Here is a 19,454-nt window from a genome sequence, read left to right on the forward strand (position 1 = left end):
CGATCACGAGGAAGTGCGATGACCGAAGCGACCCCCGGCCCCCGTTCGGGCGCACCGCAGCGCGGACGCGGCGCCCGCCGCGCGACGGGCACCCCCGTGCTGCAGACCGGCATCAAGATGCTCGCCGTCATCGATGCACTCGCCCGAGCCGAGCACGGGCTCTCGGTCTCCGCGCTCGCGGAGCGACTCGGCTGGGCGCGGGCGGCCGCGCACCAGTACCTGCAGACCGCCGTCGCCGCAGGCTGGGCGTTCCGAGACGAGAACGCGGTGTACCGGGTCAGCCTGCGCGTCGCCGACCTCGCCTCGCGGGTGAACCCCGCGAAGGAGCTGCGCCCGATCCTGCTCCCCGTCATGCAGGAGGCCGTGGCCGAGCTCGGCGCCCCCGTGTCGTTCGCCGTCATGGAGCAGAGCACCCCCGTGATCGTCGAGCGGGTGGAGCCCGCACGGGCGAAGTTCATCAGGCGGGGGTACGAGGCCCGGGTGTCTCCGCGATCCTCCGCATCCGGCCAGGTGCTGCTCGCCTTCTCCGATGAGGCGCACCGCGCCGCGGCCCGCGACTCCGGTGTGCTCGACGACGCCGTCTACGCGCGCATCAGGCTCCAGGGCTACGCGCTCGTCCACTCCGAGTGGCTGGGCGACCGCATCACCGCCGTGGCCGTGCCCATCGCCCACGAAGGCGCCGGCATCGGGGCACTCAGCGTCATCACGGAGCAGGGAGCCCTGCCCGACGACCGCCTCATCGACGCGATGCTCCGTGCGTCCGGACGGCTCCACGACGCCTTCGCATCGCGGCAGCCGTGATCGTACGACGCCGCTCACCGGAACCCCCGCAGCACGCCGCCCGACCGCGAACGAAGGATGAACCCGCATGACCGACACCGTCGCCAGCACCATCGTCACCCACCTCGAGAGGCGCGGCGTCGCGCGGGTCTATCACGTCCCGGGAGAGAGCTTCCTCGGGCTCCTCGACGCCCTGCACGACTCCCCGATCCGGCTGGTGACCGCCCGGCAGGAGGGCGGGGCCGGGTTCATGGCGCTCGCCGAGGCCCGGCTCACCGGCCGCGCCGGCGTCGTCGCCGTGACGCGGGGGCCCGGGGCCGCGAACGCCTCGATCGCGATCCACACGGCGTATCAGGACTGCACCCCGCTGGTGGTGTTCGTGGGGCTCATCTCGACCCACGTGCGCGATCTGGAGTCGTTCCAGGAGTTCGGTCTCGCCGCGTGGTTCGGGAGCACCGCGAAAGCGGTGTTCACGCTCGACCACCCCGAGACGGCGGCCGAGCGCGTCGCCCGGGCGTTCGAGATCGCCGAGTCGGGCAGGCCCGGCCCCGTGGTGATCGGGCTGCCGGAGGAGGTGCTCGTCGCCCCGGTGGCGCGCCCGCGCGACCTCGCGCCCGCCGAACGGCCGCCCGCGCGGTACGGCGACGATGCGCTCGCCGCAGCGGCCCGCGCGCTCGCCGCCGCCGAGCGACCCGTGTTCGTCGTCGGCGGCGACAGCTGGGACGAGGCGAGCGCCGCGCGGCTGCGCCGGATCGCCGAGCACGCCGCGATCCCGGTCGTCTCCGACTTCCGCAGCCACGATGCGTTCCCGCACAGCTCGCCCGCCTGGGTCGGCAGCCTGGGATTCGGGCGCAACGCCGGCGCGGCCGAGGCCTACGGGGAGGCCGATCTCGTCTGCTACCTCGGCACGACGCGACGAGACGTGCTCTCCGACGAGTACACCCTCGGCGGCGGCGAGGCCACGACGATCGTCGTCGGCGACGACGCCGACCTGCTCGCGCACGAGGGGCAGACCACCCTCCACTACGTCGCCCCGCCCGGGGCGTGGCTCGACGGGCTGACGGAGCTGGCCGAGGGCTCGCCCGAACGCCGCGCGCGCCTGCAGCGCGAGCGGAAGGCGTACGTCGCCTGGAGCACGCCCGCGGCGTCGCGCGTCGGCGAGGACGTGTGGCGCGGGGAGGTGTTCGGCGCGATGCAGCGGTTGCTGCCCGACGACGCCATCATCACCGCGGGAGCCGGCAGCTACGTCATCGGCGCCCTGCGCTACCTGCACCACGAACGGCCGCGCACCTTCGCGGGACCGCGCAACGGCGCGATGGGCATGGGGGTGCCCGCGGCGGTCGCCGCGTCGCTCGTGCACCCCGACCGCACCGTCGTGGCGCTCGCCGGCGACGGCTGCTTCGGGATGAACGGGCAGGAGCTCGCCACGCTGCAGGCGACCGGCGGCCGCGCCATCGTCGTCGTGATCGACAACAGCGGGTACGGCACGATCCGCTCGCATCAGGAGCGCCACTTCCCGGGCCGCCCCTCGGGCACGGTGCTCACCAATCCCGACTACGCGATGCTGGCCCGCGCGCACGGCATCCCCGGTCATCGCGTGGACGACGCCGCCGACTTCGCCCCCGTCTTCGCCCGAGCGCTCGATTCGGGATCCTCCGCGCTGATCTGGCTGCGCCTCGACCCGATCGTGCCGGGGGAGGCCGCATGAGCGAGCAGGAGAGCGCGCGCACGAGCGCGGGTGCGAGCGCGGGATCGTCGCGCGTCGACGACGTGCTCGAGCGAGCGTCGCACGCGTTCGCGATCTGGAGAGGGGCGCCGGTCGCGGCGCGCGCGGAGATGCTCGCGCGCGCAGCGGACGCCTACGAGCGGCGCGCCGACGAGATCGCGCGGCAGATGGCGCTCGACATGGGCAAGCCCGTCTCGCAGGGGCTGGCCGAGGTGCGCTCGTGCGCGGCGATCCTCGCCCACTACGCGGCCGAGGCGGATCGCATGCTGCAGCCCGAGGTCGTCTCCCGTGATGACGGGGGCCGCGCCGAGGTGCGGCTGCAGCCGACCGGCGTCGTGCTCGGCATCATGCCCTGGAACTATCCGCACTACCAGCTCGTCCGATGCATCGCGCCGAATCTGCTGCTCGGCAACGCGGTCGTGTTCAAGCACGCCGCCATCTGCGCGGGGAGCGCCGCGATCGCGGAGCGCATCTTCGCGGAGGCGGGCGCCCCCGAGGGGCTGGTGACCCACTCGGGGTTCTCGCACGACGAGGTGTTCTCGGCCATCGCGCACCCGCTCGTCACCGGGGTGTCGTTCACCGGCGGCGAGGCGGTCGGCGCCGAGATCGCCCGCGCCGCGGGGGCGTCGCTCACGAAGGTGGTGCTCGAGCTCGGGGGCAGCGACCCGTTCATCGTGTTCGACGCCGAGCGCTGCGACGAGCTCGCGCGGCTCGCGGCGGCGATGCGGCTCTCGAACGCCGGGCAGACGTGCGTGTCGCCCAAGCGCATCATCGTGCGGCGCGATCTGCTGACCGGGTTCGTGCGCACCTTCTCGGCGGAGTTCCTCTCGGTGCGCGCCGGCGATCCGCTGCTCGCCGAGACCGTGCTCGGTCCGCTGTCGAGTGCGGCGGCGGCAGACGAGTTGCGCGGGGCGGTGCGCTCGGCGCAGCAGGGGGGTGCCGAGGTGCGGGGCGATCTGTCTCGCGACGATGCGGATCCGCGTCGCTTCGCTCCCGTCATGCTGCTCGAGCCGCTGCGCGATCAGCCGGTGTGGCGCCGGGAGCTCTTCGGGCCGGTGGCGATGATCGTGGGCGCTGACTCGGTGGACGAGGCGATCGCGCTCGCCAACGATTCGCCGTACGGTCTGGGCGCCACCGCCTTCGCGGATACCGAGGCGGCGGCGCAGCGTTTCGCGACCGAGATCGATGCGGGCATGGTCGCGGTCAACCGCATCAGGGGCGGGAGCCCGGCGCTGCCGTTCGGCGGCGTGAAGCGATCGGGGTTCGGCCGGGAGCTCGGCGTGCACGGGGTGCGGGAGTTCGCGAACCAGCAACTGGTGGTGGTGGACGAGGGGCGGAGCGCGGGTCGTGCGCGAATTGCATAGCACTACGATGTAATCAGTGCTAGGATGGCTGCTATGTCCGTGCAGCGTTTCCCCGATGCTTCGGGCTCCGATGCTTCGAGCTCCGATGCACTCGCCCGCGACCTCACCCGCGTCTCGGGGCGCTTCGCCCGCATCGCAGGCCGGGTCGCCGGTCGCGGCTACTCCCTCATCGCCTGGCGCGTGCTCCTCCGGCTCGAGCAGTCGGGGCCTGCGCGCATCAGCACGCTGGCGCACGAGCAGCGCGTCGCGCAGCCCTCGATGACGGGCCTCGTGCAGCGGCTCGAGGCCGAGGGGTGGATCGCGCGCGCGCCCGATCCCGCCGACGGCCGAGCCACCCTGGTCTCCGTCACCGCCGCAGGCAGTGCGGCGCTCATCGACTACCTCGGCGTCGCCGCCGCGCGACTGCGCCCCCACCTCGAGGCGCTCTCCGACTTCGACCGCGCCACCCTCGCACGCGCCGCCGAGCTGCTGCACCAGCTCGGCGACCGCATCGACGACGCGTCGGGCGAGCACCGGGAGCTCCCCGGCGCTGCATCGCCCTAGGGCTGCAGCGCCGCAGGGCCGCAGCGCCCGCGCGGCAGCACCGGGCCGCGTCGCCGCACCCCACCGGCTCGGCGTCGCCGCACGCCCGCGGAGTGCAGCGCCCCCCGCACCACCCCACCAGAGCAGACCGCGCGCACCCGCGCGCACGACCCAGGAGCAGATCACGTCCGCAACAACTGAACCCCGACCAGACACCGGTTCCACCCCGGCCGCCACCGGCACGCCGAAGGCGTCGATCCTGCGCCAGCCGACTGCCGTGTGGGCGATCGCCTTCGCGTGCGCGGTCTCCTTCATGGGCATCGGCCTGGTCGACCCGATCCTCCCCGCGATCAGCCACGAGCTCGGCGCGAGCCCGAGCCAGACCATGCTGCTCTTCACCAGCTACCTCTTCATCACGGGCGCGGCCATGTTCTTCACGAGCTGGGTGTCGAGCCGTCTCGGCGTGAAGCGCACCCTGCTCGCGGGCCTCGTGCTCGTCGTCGCATTCGCGGCGCTCGCCGGCGCCTCGGGATCGGTCGACGCGATCATCGGGTTCCGCGCCGGGTGGGGGCTCGGCAACGCGCTCTTCATCTCGACGGCGCTCGCCGCGATCGTCGGCGCTGCATCGGGCGGATCCCGTCAGGCGATCGTGCTCTACGAGGCCGCACTCGGCGTCGGGCTCGCCGTCGGCCCGCTCGTCGGCGGTGTGCTGGGCTCGCTGTCGTGGCGCGGCCCCTTCTTCGGCACCGCGGCCCTGATGGCGGTCGCGCTCATCGCGATCCTCGTGCTGCTGCGCCAGCCGAAGCGCTCCGCGGGCGGTGCCGGCGGAGCGGCAGCCCCGGCTCCCGAGAAGATCTCGATCCTCGCCGGGTTCCGCGCACTCCGCAATCCCGCGCTCCGCTCCCTCTCGCTCGTCGCGCTCTTCTACAACTTCGGCTTCTTCGTGCTGCTCGCCTACAGCCCGTACCCGCTCGAAGCCGCTGCGCAGGCGACCGGCAGCGCATTCGGCGCCCACGAACTGGGCCTCGTCTTCTTCGGGTGGGGGCTCGCCCTCGCCATCACCTCGGTGCTGGTGGCGCCCGCACTCACCCGGCGCTTCGGGCTGCGCCCCGTGCTCTTCACGATGCTCGGCGGGCTCACCGCATGCCTCGTGCTGCTCGGCTGCCTCACCGGCTCGCTCGCCGGCCTCGTCGTGATCGTGGTCGTGAGCGGTCTGCTGCTCGGCGTCATGAACACCGCGCTCACGGAGGCGGTGATGGAGGCGACCGACCTGCCGCGCAACGTCGCCTCGTCGACCTACTCGGGCGTGCGGTTCATGGGCGGCGCGGTCGCCCCGGCCGTCGCGGGCCCCATCTCCGAGGCGCTCGGCGCGGGGGCGCCCTACTGGTTCGGCGCGGGCGCGATCGTCGTCGCCATGGCGATGCTCGGGATCGCGGGGCGCCATCTCGCGCACATCGGGCGCCCGCACGAGAGCGCCACCGAGGAGGCGCAGGACATCACGGCGGGCGACGCCTGACCGCCGGCGGTCGGGCCAGGCGGCGCCGTATCCGGCGCCCGCCGCCCGCGCCCCGGCGCTGGCCGCCCGCCGCGGCGCTCGATGCCCGTCGCCCCGGTGCCCGGCGCCCGCCGCGGTCCGCCACAATAGAACCATGGCAGACACCGCGATCCCGCTCTTCCTCGACTGCGACCCCGGCATCGACGACGCCATAGCGATCGCCTACCTGCTCTGCCAGCCCGACGTCGACATCGTCGGCATCGCGGCGAGCGGCGGCAACGTGTCGACCGAGCAGGTCGTGCGCAACACCCTCGGGTGGCTCGCACTCGCCGGGCGCCCCGACCTGCCGGTCTTCCGCGGCGCCGTGCACCCGCTCGCGCAGCCCGCCGACGAGGCGCGGGCGGAGGCGGCGGAATCGGCGAGCGAGCCCGGACACGAGCCCGGGCCCGACCCCGAGTACGCGGAGGTCACGCACGGCGACACCGGCGCGGGCTACGCGACCCTCCCCGAACCCGCGAGCTCGGTGAGCGACCTGAGCGCGGCGCAGGCCTGGGTCGAGGCGGCGCGGGCGCACCCCGGTGAGCTCATCGGCGTCATGATCGGGCCGGCCACGAACCTCGCTCTGGCTCTCGACATCGCACCCGAGCTGCCGACGCTCCTGAAGCGGCTCTTCGTGATGGGCGGGGCGTTCAACTACCGCGGCAACACCCAGCCGACCACCGAGTGGAACGTCAGCTACGATCCCGAGGCGGCGGCGCGGGTGTTCGCGGCGTTCGGCGAGGCGTACGCGGCCGGAGACGCCTCCTACCCGCCCGTCATCGGGCCGATCGAGGCGACGGAGATGGTCGAGATGACGCCCGAGCGGCTGAACCGCATCGTCGGCGCCGCCGATCCCGCGCCCGCGCCCTGGCCCGCTGTGCTGCACGAGCTCGGCGAGGCGCTGCGCTTCTACTTCGAGTTCCACGAGGCCGACGGGCACGGGTACCTCGCCCACATCCACGACCCGTACGTGACGGCGACGGCGGTCGAGTGGGCGCGGGGCGCTCGCGAGGCGGCGCCCGAACTGCGCGGCGCAGGCGGCGCGCGCGGCGCGGCCGAGGTGCAGGCGGAGTCGCGCGGATCGGCGACGGCTGGCAGACTGCCGTGGGCGGAGAGCGCGTTCGCGCCGATCGACGTCGAGCTCACGGGCACCCTCACCCGCGGCGAGACCATCGCCGACTGGCTCGGCCGGTGGAACCGTCCGGCGAATGCCGAGATCATCCGCCGGGTCGATGCGCCGCGCTTTCTCGACCATCTCACCGACACCCTGACGGAAGGACCGCAGTATGACCGCGCAAGATAGCGTCTCTGGGCAGGGGCTCGCCACCACGACGAGTCCCGGAGAAGCCCGCGCCAGCGCCCCGAAGTGGGCGTACCTCCTCACCGCCGCCGGTGCGCTCGTGATCATCGCGACGTACATCGCCGTGCTCCTCACCCAGCCGGCCACCCTCGGGCAGGATCTCGGCAACACCACCCTGTGGGTGATGGCCGGCTATCTCGCCGGTGCGGCCCTCATCGCCGCCGGCACGCTGCCGCTCATTCCGCGCAGCATCTTCGCCCTCATGCCGATCGCGATCGCCCTGAACATCACCGTCGGGCAGATCGTCGGCACACTGACTCCCATTCCGCTGTACCTCGACTCGCTCGGCTCGGTCATCATCGGCGTGCTCGCGGGCCCCGCGGCCGGTGCCCTCACCGGCATCCTCGGCAACGTCATCTGGGGCGTCACCATCAACCCCACCGTCATCGCGTTCACCGCGGGGGCCGCGTTCGTGGGCGCCGCCGCAGGGTGGGCGGCCCGGCTCGGCGCATTCCGCGCTCCGTGGTGGGCAGTGCTCGCCGGGGCCGTCGCAGGCATTCCCGGCGGCGCACTCGGGGCGCCCGTCGCCGCGTTCGTCTTCGGCGGCGGTCTCGGCGTGGGCACCGGCGGCATCGTCGCGACACTCCAGGCCGCGGGCCTCGAGATGCTGAACGCCACCACCGTGCAGAGCCTCGCATCCGATACCGCGGACAAGGCGATCATCTTCCTCCTCGCCTTCCTCGTGCTGCGCGCGCTGCCGAAGCGCATCGTGCGCCGGTACCCGCTGGCCATGCGGTCGCTCGCGCCCGCGCGCTCGCGCTCGGGGCGACCCGTCGGCGGCGCGTAGGGCGCCGCGTGCCGGTGCGTCAGCTCAGCTCGGCGGCGGGTGCGGAGCCGCGTTCAGCTCCGCGTCCGCGGCCGGCAGCTGCAGCCCTGCACCCCGCCACCGAGCTCGTGCTGCTGGTGTGCGCGCTGGTGCTGACGTACGGCATCCCCTCGCCGCTCGCCCCGGTCGCGCTGCTCGTCGTCGCGGCCGGGGCCGCAGCGCGATCCCCGCGCGTGCGCTTCGGGCGGTGGATCGCGACCCTCGCGGCGCTCGCCGTGCCCATGCTCGTCATGGTCGGCATCGTGCAGGGCCTCTTCTACCCGGGCGACGACGTCGAGGTGCTGTGGCGCTGGGGCGCGGCCGCGGTGACCGTCGAGGGGCTCGCCGTCGCCCTGCAGCTCTGGCTGCGCGTCGCGGCGATGATCGCCGTGTGCGCGCTGTTCGCGTTCGGCTCCGATTCGGCGCGCACGTTCGACGGCATGATCCGACTCCGCATGCCCCTCGGCATCGCGTACGTCTGCCCCACCGCGCTGAGCCTCATCCCGCTGCTGCGCGAGCAGGTGTCGCGGGCGCTCGCCGCGCGCGCCGCGCGGGGCTGGAACACGGCGCGTCTCGCCACGCGGGTGCGCCTCATGCCGGGCATCATCGCCGGGCTGCTGACGGCGTCGCTCGTGCAGCTCGACCAGCGGCACGACACGCTCGAGCAGCGCGGGTTCGGGCGCGCGCGGCGGCCCGCCGAGCTGCAGGATCACCCCGACGGCGCCGCGCAGCGCGCGCTCCGGTGGGCGGCGCCCCTCGCGAGCGCGCTGCTCGTCGCGTCGGCGCTCACCGGCGTGCTGCACCTGCCGACGGCCTCCGAGCTGCTGGGGGTGCTGCGTGGCTGAGGCGTACGTGCTCTCGCTCGCGGGCGCCGGCTTCGCGTTCCACGACTCCGAGGCGGCCGCACTCTCGGGAATCGATCTGCGCGTGCGCGCGGGCGAGACCGTCGCGGTGCTCGGGCCCCAGGGGTCGGGCACCTCGACGCTCTGCCGTCTCGCGGCAGGGCTGCTGGGAGAGCGGGGTGTCGGTTCGGGCGCGGTCCACGCGCCGGCGAGCGTCGCAATGCTCGGCGAGGACCCCGAGGCGCAGCTGACCGGCATGACGAGCTTCGTCGACGACGAGGTGCGGCTCCCCACCCGGCTCTCGGGCAGCACCCGCCCGGTCGACGTCGGCGCGGCGCTGCACGAGTTCGGCATGCGCCGCCTCCTCGGGCGCCGCCTCGACACGCTCTCGGGCGGCGAGCGGCAGCTCGTCGCGCTCGCCAGCCTCATGACGCTGGGGCCGGCGCTGCTGGTGCTCGACCAGCCCGGGCTTTCGCTCGATCCGGGGGCGCGCGGCCTGCTCGCGGCGGCGCTGCGGCGCTTCTGCGCGCGGGGCGGCGCGGTGCTGCTGGCCGGCCATCAGCACGACGAGCTGACGGCGGGGGCGGATCGCGTCGCGTTCCTGCACGGCGGGCGGCTCACGGCCGGCCCGCGATCCGGCGCGCTCTCCGACGCGGTGCTCGCCGAGCGCGGCGTGTGGAGCGTCGTCGGCGAGGACCCGCACCGGGCTGCTCCGGGCCCGGGGGCCTCGGGCCGTGCGGGCGACGCGCGTCTCGACGTGCGTGCGCTCACCGTGAGCCGGGGGCGGTCGACGATCTTCGCAGACTTCGACTGCCGTGCGACGCGCGGCGAGGTGGTCGCAGTGGAGGGGCCGAACGGCGCCGGCAAGTCGACGCTGCTCCGCGCGGTCGCGGGCCTGCTCGACGCGGATGCCGACGTGCGCGTCGACGGGGCGGTGCTCGTCGACGGGGAGCACCTGACCGGCATGCCGGTGCATCGGCGCGCGCACCGGGTCGCCTGGGTGGGGCAGGATCCGGGCGCCCAGCTCTCGGCGTCGACCGTGCGGGCCGAGCTCGAGCGCGCGCTGCCGCTGCCGCCGCACCGGCGCCGCGAACGCGCGGGGGTGCGGGCCGCACGCGCCGCGGAGGTGGACCGCGTCCTGGCGCAGACCGGTCTCGCCGAGCACGCGGACGAGCATCCGTACGACCTCGATCCCGCTCAGCGGAAGGATCTGGTGATCGCCTCGGCGCTGCTGCTCGGGGCGGGGGTGCTGCTGCTCGACGAGCCGACGCTGGGCCGCGACCTGGCGGGCATGCGCCGCCTGGAGCGCGTGATCGCCGAGGTCTCGGCGGCGGGCGTCGCCGTGGTGCTCTCGACGCACGACCTGCGCTGGGCCGGTTGCATCGCCCACCGCACCCTGCGCCTCGGGTGAGAGATCCGGCTTCGGTGAGACCGAATGCGGCTCGGACGCCTCACCGAAGCCGAATCTCTCACCGAAGCGGCGGGCCGTTCGAACGCGATGCGTTCGAACTCAGCGCCCGCCCGTGGCGAGCTTCATGAGGTCGCTGTCGAAGTCGATCCCGAGCTCCGTGCCGCCCGCACTGCCGTAGGAGTGCTGGTAGGCGCTCCACGATTCGCCGCGCACCGATTCGCGGAAACCGCCGTCGACGAGGGCGATCAGCTCCGTCGCGGCACGGTCGATCCGCTTGCCGAACTCGCGGCTCGTCCAGTCGTCGGGCGCGGCGAAGAGGCCGGTCGGCACCGTGATGGTGCGGAGGTACGAGAAGAGCCCGCGCAGCTGATCGTCGACCACCAGCGCGTGACGCGCGCTGCCCGCCGTGGCGCCGAGCACCACGGGCGTGCCGATGAGCAGGTCGTTGTCGAGCACCTGGAAGAAGGCGGTGAACAGGCCGCTCGCGCCCGCCTTGTAGACGGGGGTGGACGCGACGATCGCGTCGGCGTCGCGCATGATGTCGCTGGCCGCCTGCAGGGCGGGGGAGACGTGCTGGGCGACGAGCGCCGTGGTCACGTCCTCGGCGAGGGCGCGCAGGTCGACGAACTTGATCTGCAGCTCGAAGCCGCGCTGCGCGGCGAGCTTCGCGGCCGCGTCGGCGACGCGGTTCGCGAGCATGGTCGTGGTGGAGGGGTCGCTCGTTCCGGCGCTCACCACGGCGAGGGTGCGGGTCGGGGCGGCTGCGGGTTCGGTGACGGAACCGTCGAACGGGGTGGTCATGGGGTGCTCCTCGAGCGTGTGGCGGTGAGAACGGGAAGGAGGGATCAGGGCGCGCCGCCCCCGCCGGTCAGCTTGCCGGCGAGGCTGCGCAGATCCTGCATCTCCTGAGGGGTGAGTGCGGCGCCGAGCTGGCGGGCGACGCTCTTCGCGTGCGCCCGCCCCACCTGCTGCTGCAGGCTGCGGCCCGCGGGGGTGAGGCTCAGCAGCACGGCGCGGCCGTCATTCGGGTCGGCTTCGCGCGCGATGAGATCGCGGGTCGCGAGCCGATCCACCATGCGCGAGAGCGCGGGCTGGCTGAGCAGCACGCCGCTCTGCACATCGCACATGCGCATCGGGGCGTCGTGCTTGGCGAGGGTGTAGAGCACGTCGTACTCGCGCATGCTGATCTCGGACCACATGTGCTCGGCGGCGAAGGTGTGCATGAGCGCCGAGTGGGCCGACATCACCGACTCCCAGGCCTCGTTGGCGAGGCGCACATCGATACGAGCGGGCTGATCCATCTCGCGTTCTCCTTCTCATGCTCTGACGTGGGTGGGTGCGGTGGGAGTGCGGCGATGCGTGCCGCAGCTGCGGGCTCCCGGCGGCGCCGGGTGCGTGCCGCAGCCGCGGGCGCTCGGTTCAGGCGAGCCCGAAGGCCGCGCCCTGCTTCGCCGGGGAGTCCTGGTACGGCGAGCCGCCCGTTACATTGTCTCCCCGGTTGGCGTTCGGGCGGGGCTGGCGCGGCGCGGCGTCTCCGTACTTCGCGCTGACGAGGCTCGCGTGCGAGGGCGCCTCCGCGGCCCGCGGGTCGCGATCCTTCGCCATCTCGGCCCGCAGCACAGGCAGCACCTCGGAGCCGAAGAGGTCGAGCTGCTCGAGCACGGTCTTGGTGGGGAGGCCCGCGTGGTCGATGAGGAACATCTGCCGCTGGTAGTCGCCGAAGATGTCGCGGAACCCGAGCGTCTTGTCGATCACCTCCTGCGGGCTGCCGACGGTCAGCGGGGTCTGGCTCGCGAAGTCCTCGAGCCGCGGCCCGTGGCCGTAGACGGGCGCCTCGTTGAAGTAGGGGCGGAACTGCGCCACCGCGTCCTGCGAGTTCTTCGCCATGAAGGCCTGACCGCCGAGGCCGACGACGGCCTGCTGCTGCGTGCCGTGGCCGTAGTGCTCGAAGCGCTCGCGGTAGAACCGCACGAGGCGCAGGGAGTGCTCGGAGGGGGCGAAGATGTGGTTCGAGAAGAACCCGTCTCCGTAGTAGGCGGCCTGCTCGGCGATCTCGGGGGTGCGGATCGAGCCGTGCCACACGAACGGGGGCACGTCGTCGAGCGGGCGCGGCGTGCTGGTGAAGCCCTGCAGCGGGGTGCGGAAGTTGCCGTCGTAGTCGACGACGTCCTCGCGCCAGAGGCGGTGCAGCAGGTTGTAGTTGTCGAGCGCGAGGGGCAGTGCGGAGCGGATGTCCTTGCCGAACCAGGGGTAGACCGGTGCGGTGTTGCCGCGGCCCAGCATGAGGTCCATGCGGCCCTGCGCGAGGTGCTGGAGCATCGCGTACTCCTCGGCGATGCGCACCGGGTCGTTGGTGGTGATGAGCGTCGTGCTCGTCGAGAGCTTGAGCGTCTTCGTCATCGCGGCGATGTAGGCGAGGAAGGTGGTGGGGCTCGAGGAGAAGAAGGGGGCGTTGTGGTGCTCGCCGATCGCGAAGACGTCGAAGCCGACCTCCTCCGCGTGCACGGCGATCTCGGCGAGCCCGCGGATGCGCTCGGCCTCGCTCGGCGTTTCGCCGGAGACCGGGTCGCGGGTGACGTCGCTGACCGAGAAGATCCCGAATTCCATGATGTGCTCCTGTGTCTCGCGTGCGCGGAAGCGGGCTCCGCACGTGGTGTGCGCCATTTATATGCGCTTGCATACAAATCTAACACGGCGGCGCGCATTTCATTCCCGGTAATCTGAACCGCGATGCCCGCACCCCGCCGACACCCGAGAACTCCCGCCGCGTCGGGCCAGCGCGCGGTCGATCGGGCGGATGCTCGGGGGAGTGCGGGATCGCCGCGCCGCGCGCTTCGGTACGCACTCGGCGGGTTCGCGCTCGCCGCGGTGCTGGTCGCGGCCGCCGTCGCGGTGCTCCTGATGGGCGGCCCGCGTGCGGAGCATGGTGCGCCTCCCGCTGCGGAGCCCGAGGCCGCGGGGGAGCCGCTTGCGGCTGCCGACCCCGCCGATGCGCCCGCCGCGGATCCGGAGTGGCTCGCCCGCGTCGCGGCCGACACGGGCATTCCGAAGCGGGCGCTGAGCGCCTATGCGAGCGCCGCGCTGACCCTCGCGAGCGAGCAGCCGGGGTGCCGCCTCGGGTGGAACATGCTCGCCGGCATCGGCAGCGTCGAATCGGATCACGGACGCATCAACGGCTCGCGCCTGCTGCCGAGCGGGCAGACGACGCCGCGCATCATCGGCGTTCCGCTCGACGGCACTCGGTTCATCGAGACTCCCGATACCGATGGCGGCGCCATCGACGGCGACCCCGAGTGGGATCGCGCAGTCGGCCCGATGCAGTTCATTCCGCAGACCTGGGAGATGTTCGGCCGCGACGGGAACGGCGACGGCCGCGTCGAGATCGACCAGATCGATGACGCGGCGCTGTCGGCGGCGGCGCTGCTCTGCGACCCCGGGCTCGATCTCACGATCGGGGAGCACTGGATCGCGGCCCTCGACGGCTACAACCCGAGCGCCGCCTACAACAACGATGTCGCGGATGCCGCCGAGCGCTACGCGCAGTACGGGTAGCCGTCGTGGCGGGGTGATCCGCCGAGGGCGCCGCGCCTACGGCTCCTGCGCGGGGCCGCGCATGAGCGAGTCGAGATCGAGCCGGATCGGATTCGAATCGCGCCGACCGGTGTCGGGCCCGGGCGCGAACGGCGCCTCGACGCCGCTCGGCGCGGGGCGATCGAGCGGGTCGCCGCGCGGCCGATCGGCGACGATCTGCTCGAGACCGGCGAGGTACTGGTTGAGCTGCCGCATCACCTCGGCCTCGTTCGCCGCGAAATCGTCGACCACGAGATTCAGCTGCACCGCACCGTCGAGCACTTCGGCCGCGAGATCGTCGAGCAGGTCTCGAATGTAGCGGTCGAGGCTCGTGATGTGCTCCGCGGGCCCCGTGGCCCCGAGGCCGATCGCTGCGTTCCGCGCGACCGCGAACGTCGAGGAGCACGACTCGTTCAGATCGGCGATCTCGTTGAGCTCGCGCGCGAGGGTGGGCAGCGTGCGGTCGGCGATGTGGTTCAGCGAGTCCGCGTCCATGCCGATGGTGGCGGTCGGCCCGAGCGCCACATCGTCGAGGTCGTAGTTCGCGCGATTGCCCGCGCGCTGCGAATCGTCGATGTGGGCTTCGATCGTTCTGCGGATCGTCGTCTCCTCGGCCCGCACGTGCTCCGAGAGCGCGTCGAGCGCCGACCGCAGCTCGCCCAGCACCGCTGCATACGTATCCGCTCCGATTGTGACGGTTGCGGACTGGGTGCTCTGCACGGTCGCGAGACTGGTGCTCACGAAGTCGATGGCTTTGCCCACCACTCCCGGGGCGAATGCTTTGATCGCCTGAGCGGCGATACCGATGAAGCCGAACGTGTGCGTGAGCTCATCGCCCTCATCGGTCACGACCGCCCGCATGGCCGATGTCGTGAGCGTGATGACGCTGATGAGTTCGGTGCGTACGGCAGCCCACAGCTGCTGCTGCGCGAATACCGACCCGCCCCGAGTGAGCGTCAGCGCGAGGTGGCTCTCGATGACGGCCGGGATGCGGAACAGGTACGTGCTCCGGAAGTTCCTCGCGGTCGCCCCGGTGAAGTCGGCGCTGTCGGCGGCGATCGCCGACAGCGAGCTGTCGATGACCGCTCCGGCGCCCCGATGCGCTCCGGAGCCGTCGGTCCAGTGCTCGCGGATGAGGCGGGTGGTCACGTCGCGGCAGGCGGCGATCGAGCGGTCGAGGTCTTCGGGGTCGGGCAGCTCCCGCCAGGGATCGAGCAGCTCGCTGATCGTGCTTCTGACCGCTGCGAACTGCGCCGTGTAGTCGATGTTCTGCTCGGGCGCTGCCGCGAACCCCGTGTCCATCGCCGGGGTGAATGTGCCGAGGCCCCCGCCCGAGCCGGTCGACGGATCGGGGCGCTCGATGCGCTCCACGCCGTTCGCGAAGGTGAGGTGGTACTCGCCGCCGCGAACGGCGAAGCTCGTCAGTGGGTCAGCGCCTGCCAGCTCCTGCATGCGCGCGTCGATCGATGCGACGATGAGCTCGCCGATCACGTGATCGCTGATCGCCTTCGACGTCATGGGTCATCCTCTCGACCCCCCGAGCGCGCTGAGCAGTTTCGCGAGTCCGCGCCACTCGCCTGCCCAGCGTGTGGTGTGACTCATCATCAACATAGTGCATGCTCGACACGATCGCCAATCCGGGTCTCCCCAGTCCGCCGCTCAGTCCATGCCAGCCCCGCCCGGGCTCTCGCCCGGGCCGAGACGCTGGAGCGTCGCCGTCTGCCGGTGCTGCGCGAGCCTGATCACCCCGAGTCGGCGCAGTACGAGTCCGAGCAGCGCGGCGATCCCGCCTCCAGTCACCAGGACGAGGGTCGTGTGCTGATTCAGTCGAGCGTCGCTGCAGCGTTCCGCGACGCCGAGCTCTGCTTCGAATCGATCTTGGTCGGTCACTTCATCCGCCCGGTTGTCAAGATACTGATCGACTGCTGCGTATGCGGGCGCATAACTCGGCAGGCCTCCGATGAGTGTGCCGCCCTGCAACAGGCCCGCGGCCAACGGGCGGCAGCTCGTCGGTGCCCCTGCGTACGAGATGAGCGGCGGCGCGAAGTAGAGCCACCCTGCGACGATGACGAAGACGGCGGCGATCGCGATGGTCCTGCGTCGTCGCCCCCGCGCGCTGTTCATCCGCCTGCGTGCTGGGGTGGGGGTGTCTGCTCGCGTCATGCGCTGCCTGCTTCGCTCTCGGTGCTACTGGGCCCACCCCGCCCGACTGGTGACCGATAGTCTACATGAACCAGCGGCCGCCGGTGCGCGGGGGAGTCGCGGCAGACGACAGCGGGCGGTGCAGGATCCCGTGATCCCGCACCGCCCGCTCGCCGGCAGTCGGCTACTCGCCGAGCAGCGCCTGAATGCGGCGCACGCCCTCGACCAGCGCCTCGTCGCCCAGGGCGTAGCTGAAGCGCAGGTACCCGCTCGGCCCGAAGGCTTCTCCGGGAACCGCGGCGACCTCGGCCTCCGAGAGGATGAGGTCGGCGAGCTCGAGCGACGTCTGCGGGGTGACCCCGCGATACGTCTTGCCGAGCGCGGCGGTGACGTCGACGTACGCGTAGAACGCCCCCTCCGGCGTCGGGCACGTGAAGCCCGGCACTCGGTTGAGCTCGGCGACGATGAGCTTGCGGCGGCGGTCGAACGCCTGGCGCATCTCCTCGATCGGCTCCTGCGGCCCGGTGAGTGCGGCGATCGCCGCGCGCTGGGCGATGTTGTTGACGTTGGAGGTGAGGTGCGACTGCAGGTTCGACGCGCCCTTCACGATGTCGGCGGGCGCGACCATCCAGCCGAGCCGCCAGCCGGTCATGGCGTACGTCTTCGCGACGCCGTTGACGAGAATGGTGCGCTCCTGCAGCGCGGGAACGGCCTCGACGATGGAGACCGCGCGCACGCCGTCGTAGGTCAGGTTCTGGTAGATCTCGTCGGCGATGATCCAGAGACCGTGCGTCTCGGCCCACTCGCCGATGGCGCGGGTCTCCTCGGGGGAGTAGACGGCGCCGGTCGGGTTGGAGGGCGACACGAAGAGCAGCACCTTCGTGCGCTCGGTGCGCGCGGCCTCGAGCTGCTCGACGGTCACCTTGTAGTGCTGCTCGGCGCCGGCGAACACCTCGACGGGCACGCCGTCGGCGAGCTGGATCGCCTCGGGGTACGTCGTCCAGTACGGCGCGGGCAGGAGCACCTCGTCGCCCGGATCGAGCAGCACCTGGAAGGCCTGGTAGACGGCCTGCTTGCCGCCGTTGGTCACCACGACCTGCGACGGGTCGACAGCCCAGCCCGAATCGCGAGCCGTCTTGTCGGCGATCGCGCGCTTCAGCTCGGGCAGGCCGGCGGCCGCCGTGTAGCGGAAGTTCTTCGGATCGTCGAGCGCGCTGCGCGCGGCCGCGACGATGTGCTCCGGGGTCGAGAAGTCGGGCTCGCCTGCCGCGAAGCTGATGACCGGACGGCCCTCGGCCTGCAGGGCTTTCGCCTTCGCATCGACCTTGAGCGTCGCCGACTCGGCGATTGCGGAGATCTTCTTTGATAAACGGGAGATGTGGCTCACGCTCCGATCCTATCCCGGGCCGGCGAGCCGCGGCGGGCGGCTTCGCGCGGTGCGCGAGTCGCGCGCCGGGAATCGCACCCGGCCGGTGCGGCGACGCGCCCGGGCGGGCGGCGCTCGGTTCGACACGGGCGTGCGGATCACGTAGAGTGTCTCTCGGTAGTTGACTTCTGCCAGAATTTCCTATGCCTGGCGGCCACGGATCTTCCGGCCGAGAACTCCATAGGGCAGTGGCGCAATTGGTAGCGCAGCGGTCTCCAAAACCGCAGGTTGCAGGTTCGAGTCCTGTCTGCCCTGCCACACCCGTTCGGCGCGAGAGCGCCGAACGGGGGCAACGGAAAGGACATGCCAGTGAGCAGCACCGAAGTTGAGGAGAGCGGCGGCCTCGTCGAGCGCGCCAAGGCCGATCGCGCCGCGAAGCGCAACTGGTTCAGCCGCATCGTCCTCTTCATCCAGCAGGTCATCGCAGAGCTGAAGAAGGTCGTCACGCCGACCCGCAAGGAGCTCATCAACTTCACCCTCGTGGTGATCGCCTTCGTGTTGATCATGATGGCGCTGGTGTGGCTACTCGATCAGGCGTTCGGATTCGTGACGGTCTTCCTATTCGGAACGACGCTCGGCTGATCGGCCGACGAACGAACCGACCGCAGAGCAAGGAAAGCAAGTAGAGATGACGAGCGACAACAACACCCCCGAGGCAGACCTCGACGCGGCACTCGACGCACTGGTGCAGTCGACGGACCCCGATGTGGACGCCGCGGTGGAGGATGCGCTCGATATCGACAGCGCCGAGGAGGCCGAGGCGGCCGCGGCCGCGATCGTCGACGAGGAATCCGAGGAGGAGACCGGCGAGGACGGCGAAGCCGCGGTCGATCCCTACAAGGCATTCAAGAAGGACCTCCGCCGCCGGCCGGGCAAGTGGTTCGTGATCCACACCTACGCGGGGTACGAGCGCAAGGTGAAGTCGAACCTGTGGAACCGTCGCGAGACGATGGGCGCGGTCGACGACATCTTCGAGATCCAGGTCCCCATGGAAGAGGTCATGGAGGTCAAGAACGGGCAGCGCAAGATGGTGACGCGCGTGCGCATCCCCGGCTACGTGCTCGTCCGCATGCACCTCAACGAGACCACCTGGTCCGTCGTGCGCCACACCCCGGGCGTCACCGGCTTCGTCGGCAACGCCCACAACCCGGTTCCGCTGCGCATCAACGAGGCGTTCGAGATGCTGAAGAGCACCGTCGAGCTCGAGCCGGCCGCCACGGCGAAGGGCAAGGCCGCCGCCAACGCCGCCGCCCAGGGCAACGTCGAGATCGACTTCGAGGTCGGCGAGACCATCACCATCAAGTCGGGTTCGTTCGAGGGGCTTCCGGGCACGATCAGCGAGATCAACCCGGCGTCGGGCAAGCTCACGGTGCTCGTCTCGCTCTTCGAGCGCGAGACCCCGGTCGAGCTCAGTTTCGACCAGGTCACCAAGATGGTCTGAGCGCCCCGCGCGCTCCACTGCAGAAGAGCCCCGCTTCGGCGGGGCTTTTCGCATGTTCGGGGAGTACGGTGACCGCATGCATTCGGGACGGGCGGTCGCGCGAGTGAGGGCCGCAGCGGTCGGCATCGCGGCGGCGCTCGCGGTGCTCGGCGGCGCCGAGCTCGTCGCCGTGCTCGTCGCGCCCGGCTCCTCGCCCCTGTTCGGCGTCGGCGCCCTCGCGATCGACCTCGCGCCGAGCTGGGTGAAGGACGCGATGATCGCGCTCTTCGGCACCGCCGACAAGGTCGCCCTCTTCGTCATCCTCGGCGCCGTGGTGCTCGGCCTCGCCGTGCTCGCGGGCATCGCCGAGGTCGCGCGCCGGTTCGCGGGCATGGCGGTGCTCGCCGCGGTCGCGCTGGTCGCGCTGGTCGCGATCCTCACCCGCACCGAGGCCACCCCGCTCTGGGCCCTCCCGACGATCGCCGGAACCGTCGTCGGCCTCTGGGTGCTGCGGATCGGCCGTCGCCGCGTGCTGGCCTGGAGCGCCGCCGA

General features: G+C 72.1%; 18 protein-coding genes, 1 tRNA gene and 1 pseudogene. 14 read left to right on the plus strand and 6 right to left on the minus strand.

The window, feature by feature from the left end:
- Positions 1-18: 18 nt before the first annotated feature.
- The 9 genes from NS354_RS10450 (at position 19) to NS354_RS10490 (ending at position 10,344) form a co-directional block, all read left to right on the plus strand.
- Positions 19-801, plus strand: a complete 783-nt coding sequence (locus NS354_RS10450) for an IclR family transcriptional regulator (RefSeq protein ID WP_058594433.1) — start codon at positions 19-21, stop codon at positions 799-801.
- Between the two features lie 67 nt (positions 802-868).
- Positions 869-2,488: a thiamine pyrophosphate-dependent enzyme gene (locus NS354_RS10455; protein ID WP_058594434.1), complete on the plus strand. Its 1,620-nt coding sequence runs from the start codon at positions 869-871 to the stop codon at positions 2,486-2,488.
- Positions 2,485-3,870 (plus strand): aldehyde dehydrogenase family protein, encoded by a 1,386-nt coding sequence (locus tag NS354_RS10460; RefSeq protein ID WP_058594435.1) that lies wholly within the window; start codon positions 2,485-2,487, stop codon positions 3,868-3,870. Before NS354_RS10455 ends, NS354_RS10460 begins: the two co-directional genes overlap by 4 nt.
- 33 nt (positions 3,871-3,903) lie before the next feature.
- The gene (locus NS354_RS10465; RefSeq protein ID WP_058594436.1) at positions 3,904-4,413 is read left to right on the plus strand and encodes a MarR family winged helix-turn-helix transcriptional regulator; all 510 of its coding nucleotides are present in this window, start codon (positions 3,904-3,906) and stop codon (positions 4,411-4,413) included.
- 256 nt (positions 4,414-4,669) lie between these two features.
- A complete protein-coding gene (locus NS354_RS10470) occupies positions 4,670-5,908 on the plus strand; it encodes an MFS transporter (protein ID WP_082678031.1) in 1,239 nt (412 codons plus the stop codon).
- A gap of 133 nt (positions 5,909-6,041) precedes the next feature.
- On the plus strand, positions 6,042-7,229 hold the full coding sequence (locus NS354_RS10475) for a nucleoside hydrolase (protein ID WP_058594437.1): 1,188 nt from the start codon (positions 6,042-6,044) through the stop codon (positions 7,227-7,229).
- The gene (locus NS354_RS10480) at positions 7,213-8,073 is read left to right on the plus strand and encodes a hypothetical protein (protein WP_058594438.1); all 861 of its coding nucleotides are present in this window, start codon (positions 7,213-7,215) and stop codon (positions 8,071-8,073) included. The genes NS354_RS10475 and NS354_RS10480 overlap by 17 nt, the downstream gene beginning before the upstream one ends.
- 8 nt (positions 8,074-8,081) lie before the next feature.
- A complete protein-coding gene (locus NS354_RS10485; RefSeq protein ID WP_058594439.1) occupies positions 8,082-8,936 on the plus strand; it encodes an energy-coupling factor transporter transmembrane component T family protein in 855 nt (284 codons plus the stop codon).
- 7 nt (positions 8,937-8,943) lie between these two features.
- Complete coding sequence (locus NS354_RS10490) at positions 8,944-10,344, plus strand: ATP-binding cassette domain-containing protein (RefSeq protein WP_430736003.1); 1,401 nt, start codon at positions 8,944-8,946, stop codon at positions 10,342-10,344.
- Positions 10,345-10,443: 99 nt separating this feature from the next.
- Here the strand turns inward: NS354_RS10490 and NS354_RS10495 are convergent, their stop codons facing one another.
- The 3 genes from NS354_RS10495 to NS354_RS10505 all read right to left on the minus strand — a co-directional run bounded on the left by NS354_RS10495 (position 10,444) and on the right by NS354_RS10505 (position 12,951).
- Complete coding sequence (locus NS354_RS10495) at positions 10,444-11,145, minus strand: CE1759 family FMN reductase (RefSeq protein WP_058594441.1); 702 nt, start codon at positions 11,143-11,145, stop codon at positions 10,444-10,446.
- Between the two features lie 44 nt (positions 11,146-11,189).
- Positions 11,190-11,645 carry a MarR family winged helix-turn-helix transcriptional regulator gene (locus NS354_RS10500; protein WP_058594442.1) on the minus strand — a complete coding sequence of 152 codons (456 nt, stop codon included), beginning with the start codon at positions 11,643-11,645 and terminating at the stop codon, positions 11,190-11,192.
- A gap of 118 nt (positions 11,646-11,763) precedes the next feature.
- Positions 11,764-12,951, minus strand: coding sequence for a CE1758 family FMN-dependent luciferase-like monooxygenase (locus tag NS354_RS10505; RefSeq protein WP_058594443.1), 1,188 nt, complete (start codon positions 12,949-12,951; stop codon positions 11,764-11,766).
- 123 nt (positions 12,952-13,074) lie between these two features.
- On the opposite strand from NS354_RS10505, the gene NS354_RS10510 reads away from it, so the two are divergent.
- Entirely contained in the window at positions 13,075-13,896 is an 822-nt protein-coding gene (locus NS354_RS10510; RefSeq protein ID WP_206542605.1) for a lytic murein transglycosylase, read from the plus strand.
- A 36-nt stretch (positions 13,897-13,932) separates the two neighbouring features.
- On the opposite strand, the gene NS354_RS10515 is transcribed toward NS354_RS10510, so the two are convergent.
- From NS354_RS10515 to NS354_RS10525, 3 genes are all read right to left on the minus strand, one after another.
- Positions 13,933-15,432: a hypothetical protein gene (locus NS354_RS10515; protein ID WP_058594444.1), complete on the minus strand. Its 1,500-nt coding sequence runs from the start codon at positions 15,430-15,432 to the stop codon at positions 13,933-13,935.
- 141 nt (positions 15,433-15,573) lie between these two features.
- Positions 15,574-16,077: a hypothetical protein gene (locus NS354_RS10520; RefSeq protein ID WP_153002184.1), complete on the minus strand. Its 504-nt coding sequence runs from the start codon at positions 16,075-16,077 to the stop codon at positions 15,574-15,576.
- A 163-nt stretch (positions 16,078-16,240) separates the two neighbouring features.
- Positions 16,241-17,443, minus strand: a complete 1,203-nt coding sequence (locus NS354_RS10525) for a pyridoxal phosphate-dependent aminotransferase (RefSeq protein ID WP_058594446.1) — start codon at positions 17,441-17,443, stop codon at positions 16,241-16,243.
- Positions 17,444-17,664: 221 nt separating this feature from the next.
- Between NS354_RS10525 and NS354_RS10530 the strand changes: the two genes are divergently transcribed.
- From NS354_RS10530 to NS354_RS10545, 4 genes and pseudogenes are all read left to right on the plus strand, one after another.
- A tRNA-Trp gene (locus tag NS354_RS10530) sits at positions 17,665-17,740 on the plus strand.
- A gap of 51 nt (positions 17,741-17,791) precedes the next feature.
- On the plus strand, positions 17,792-18,064 hold the full coding sequence (gene secE, locus NS354_RS10535; protein WP_010156069.1) for a preprotein translocase subunit SecE: 273 nt from the start codon (positions 17,792-17,794) through the stop codon (positions 18,062-18,064).
- A 46-nt stretch (positions 18,065-18,110) separates the two neighbouring features.
- Positions 18,111-18,923 carry a transcription termination/antitermination protein NusG gene (nusG, locus tag NS354_RS10540; protein ID WP_058594447.1) on the plus strand — a complete coding sequence of 271 codons (813 nt, stop codon included), beginning with the start codon at positions 18,111-18,113 and terminating at the stop codon, positions 18,921-18,923.
- Between the two features lie 76 nt (positions 18,924-18,999).
- Positions 19,000-19,454 (plus strand): annotated as a pseudogene (locus tag NS354_RS10545) (molybdopterin-dependent oxidoreductase); the annotation flags it as partial.

Source organism: Leucobacter chromiiresistens, from assembly GCF_001477055.1.
GTDB lineage: Bacteria > Actinomycetota > Actinomycetes > Actinomycetales > Microbacteriaceae > Leucobacter > Leucobacter chromiiresistens_A.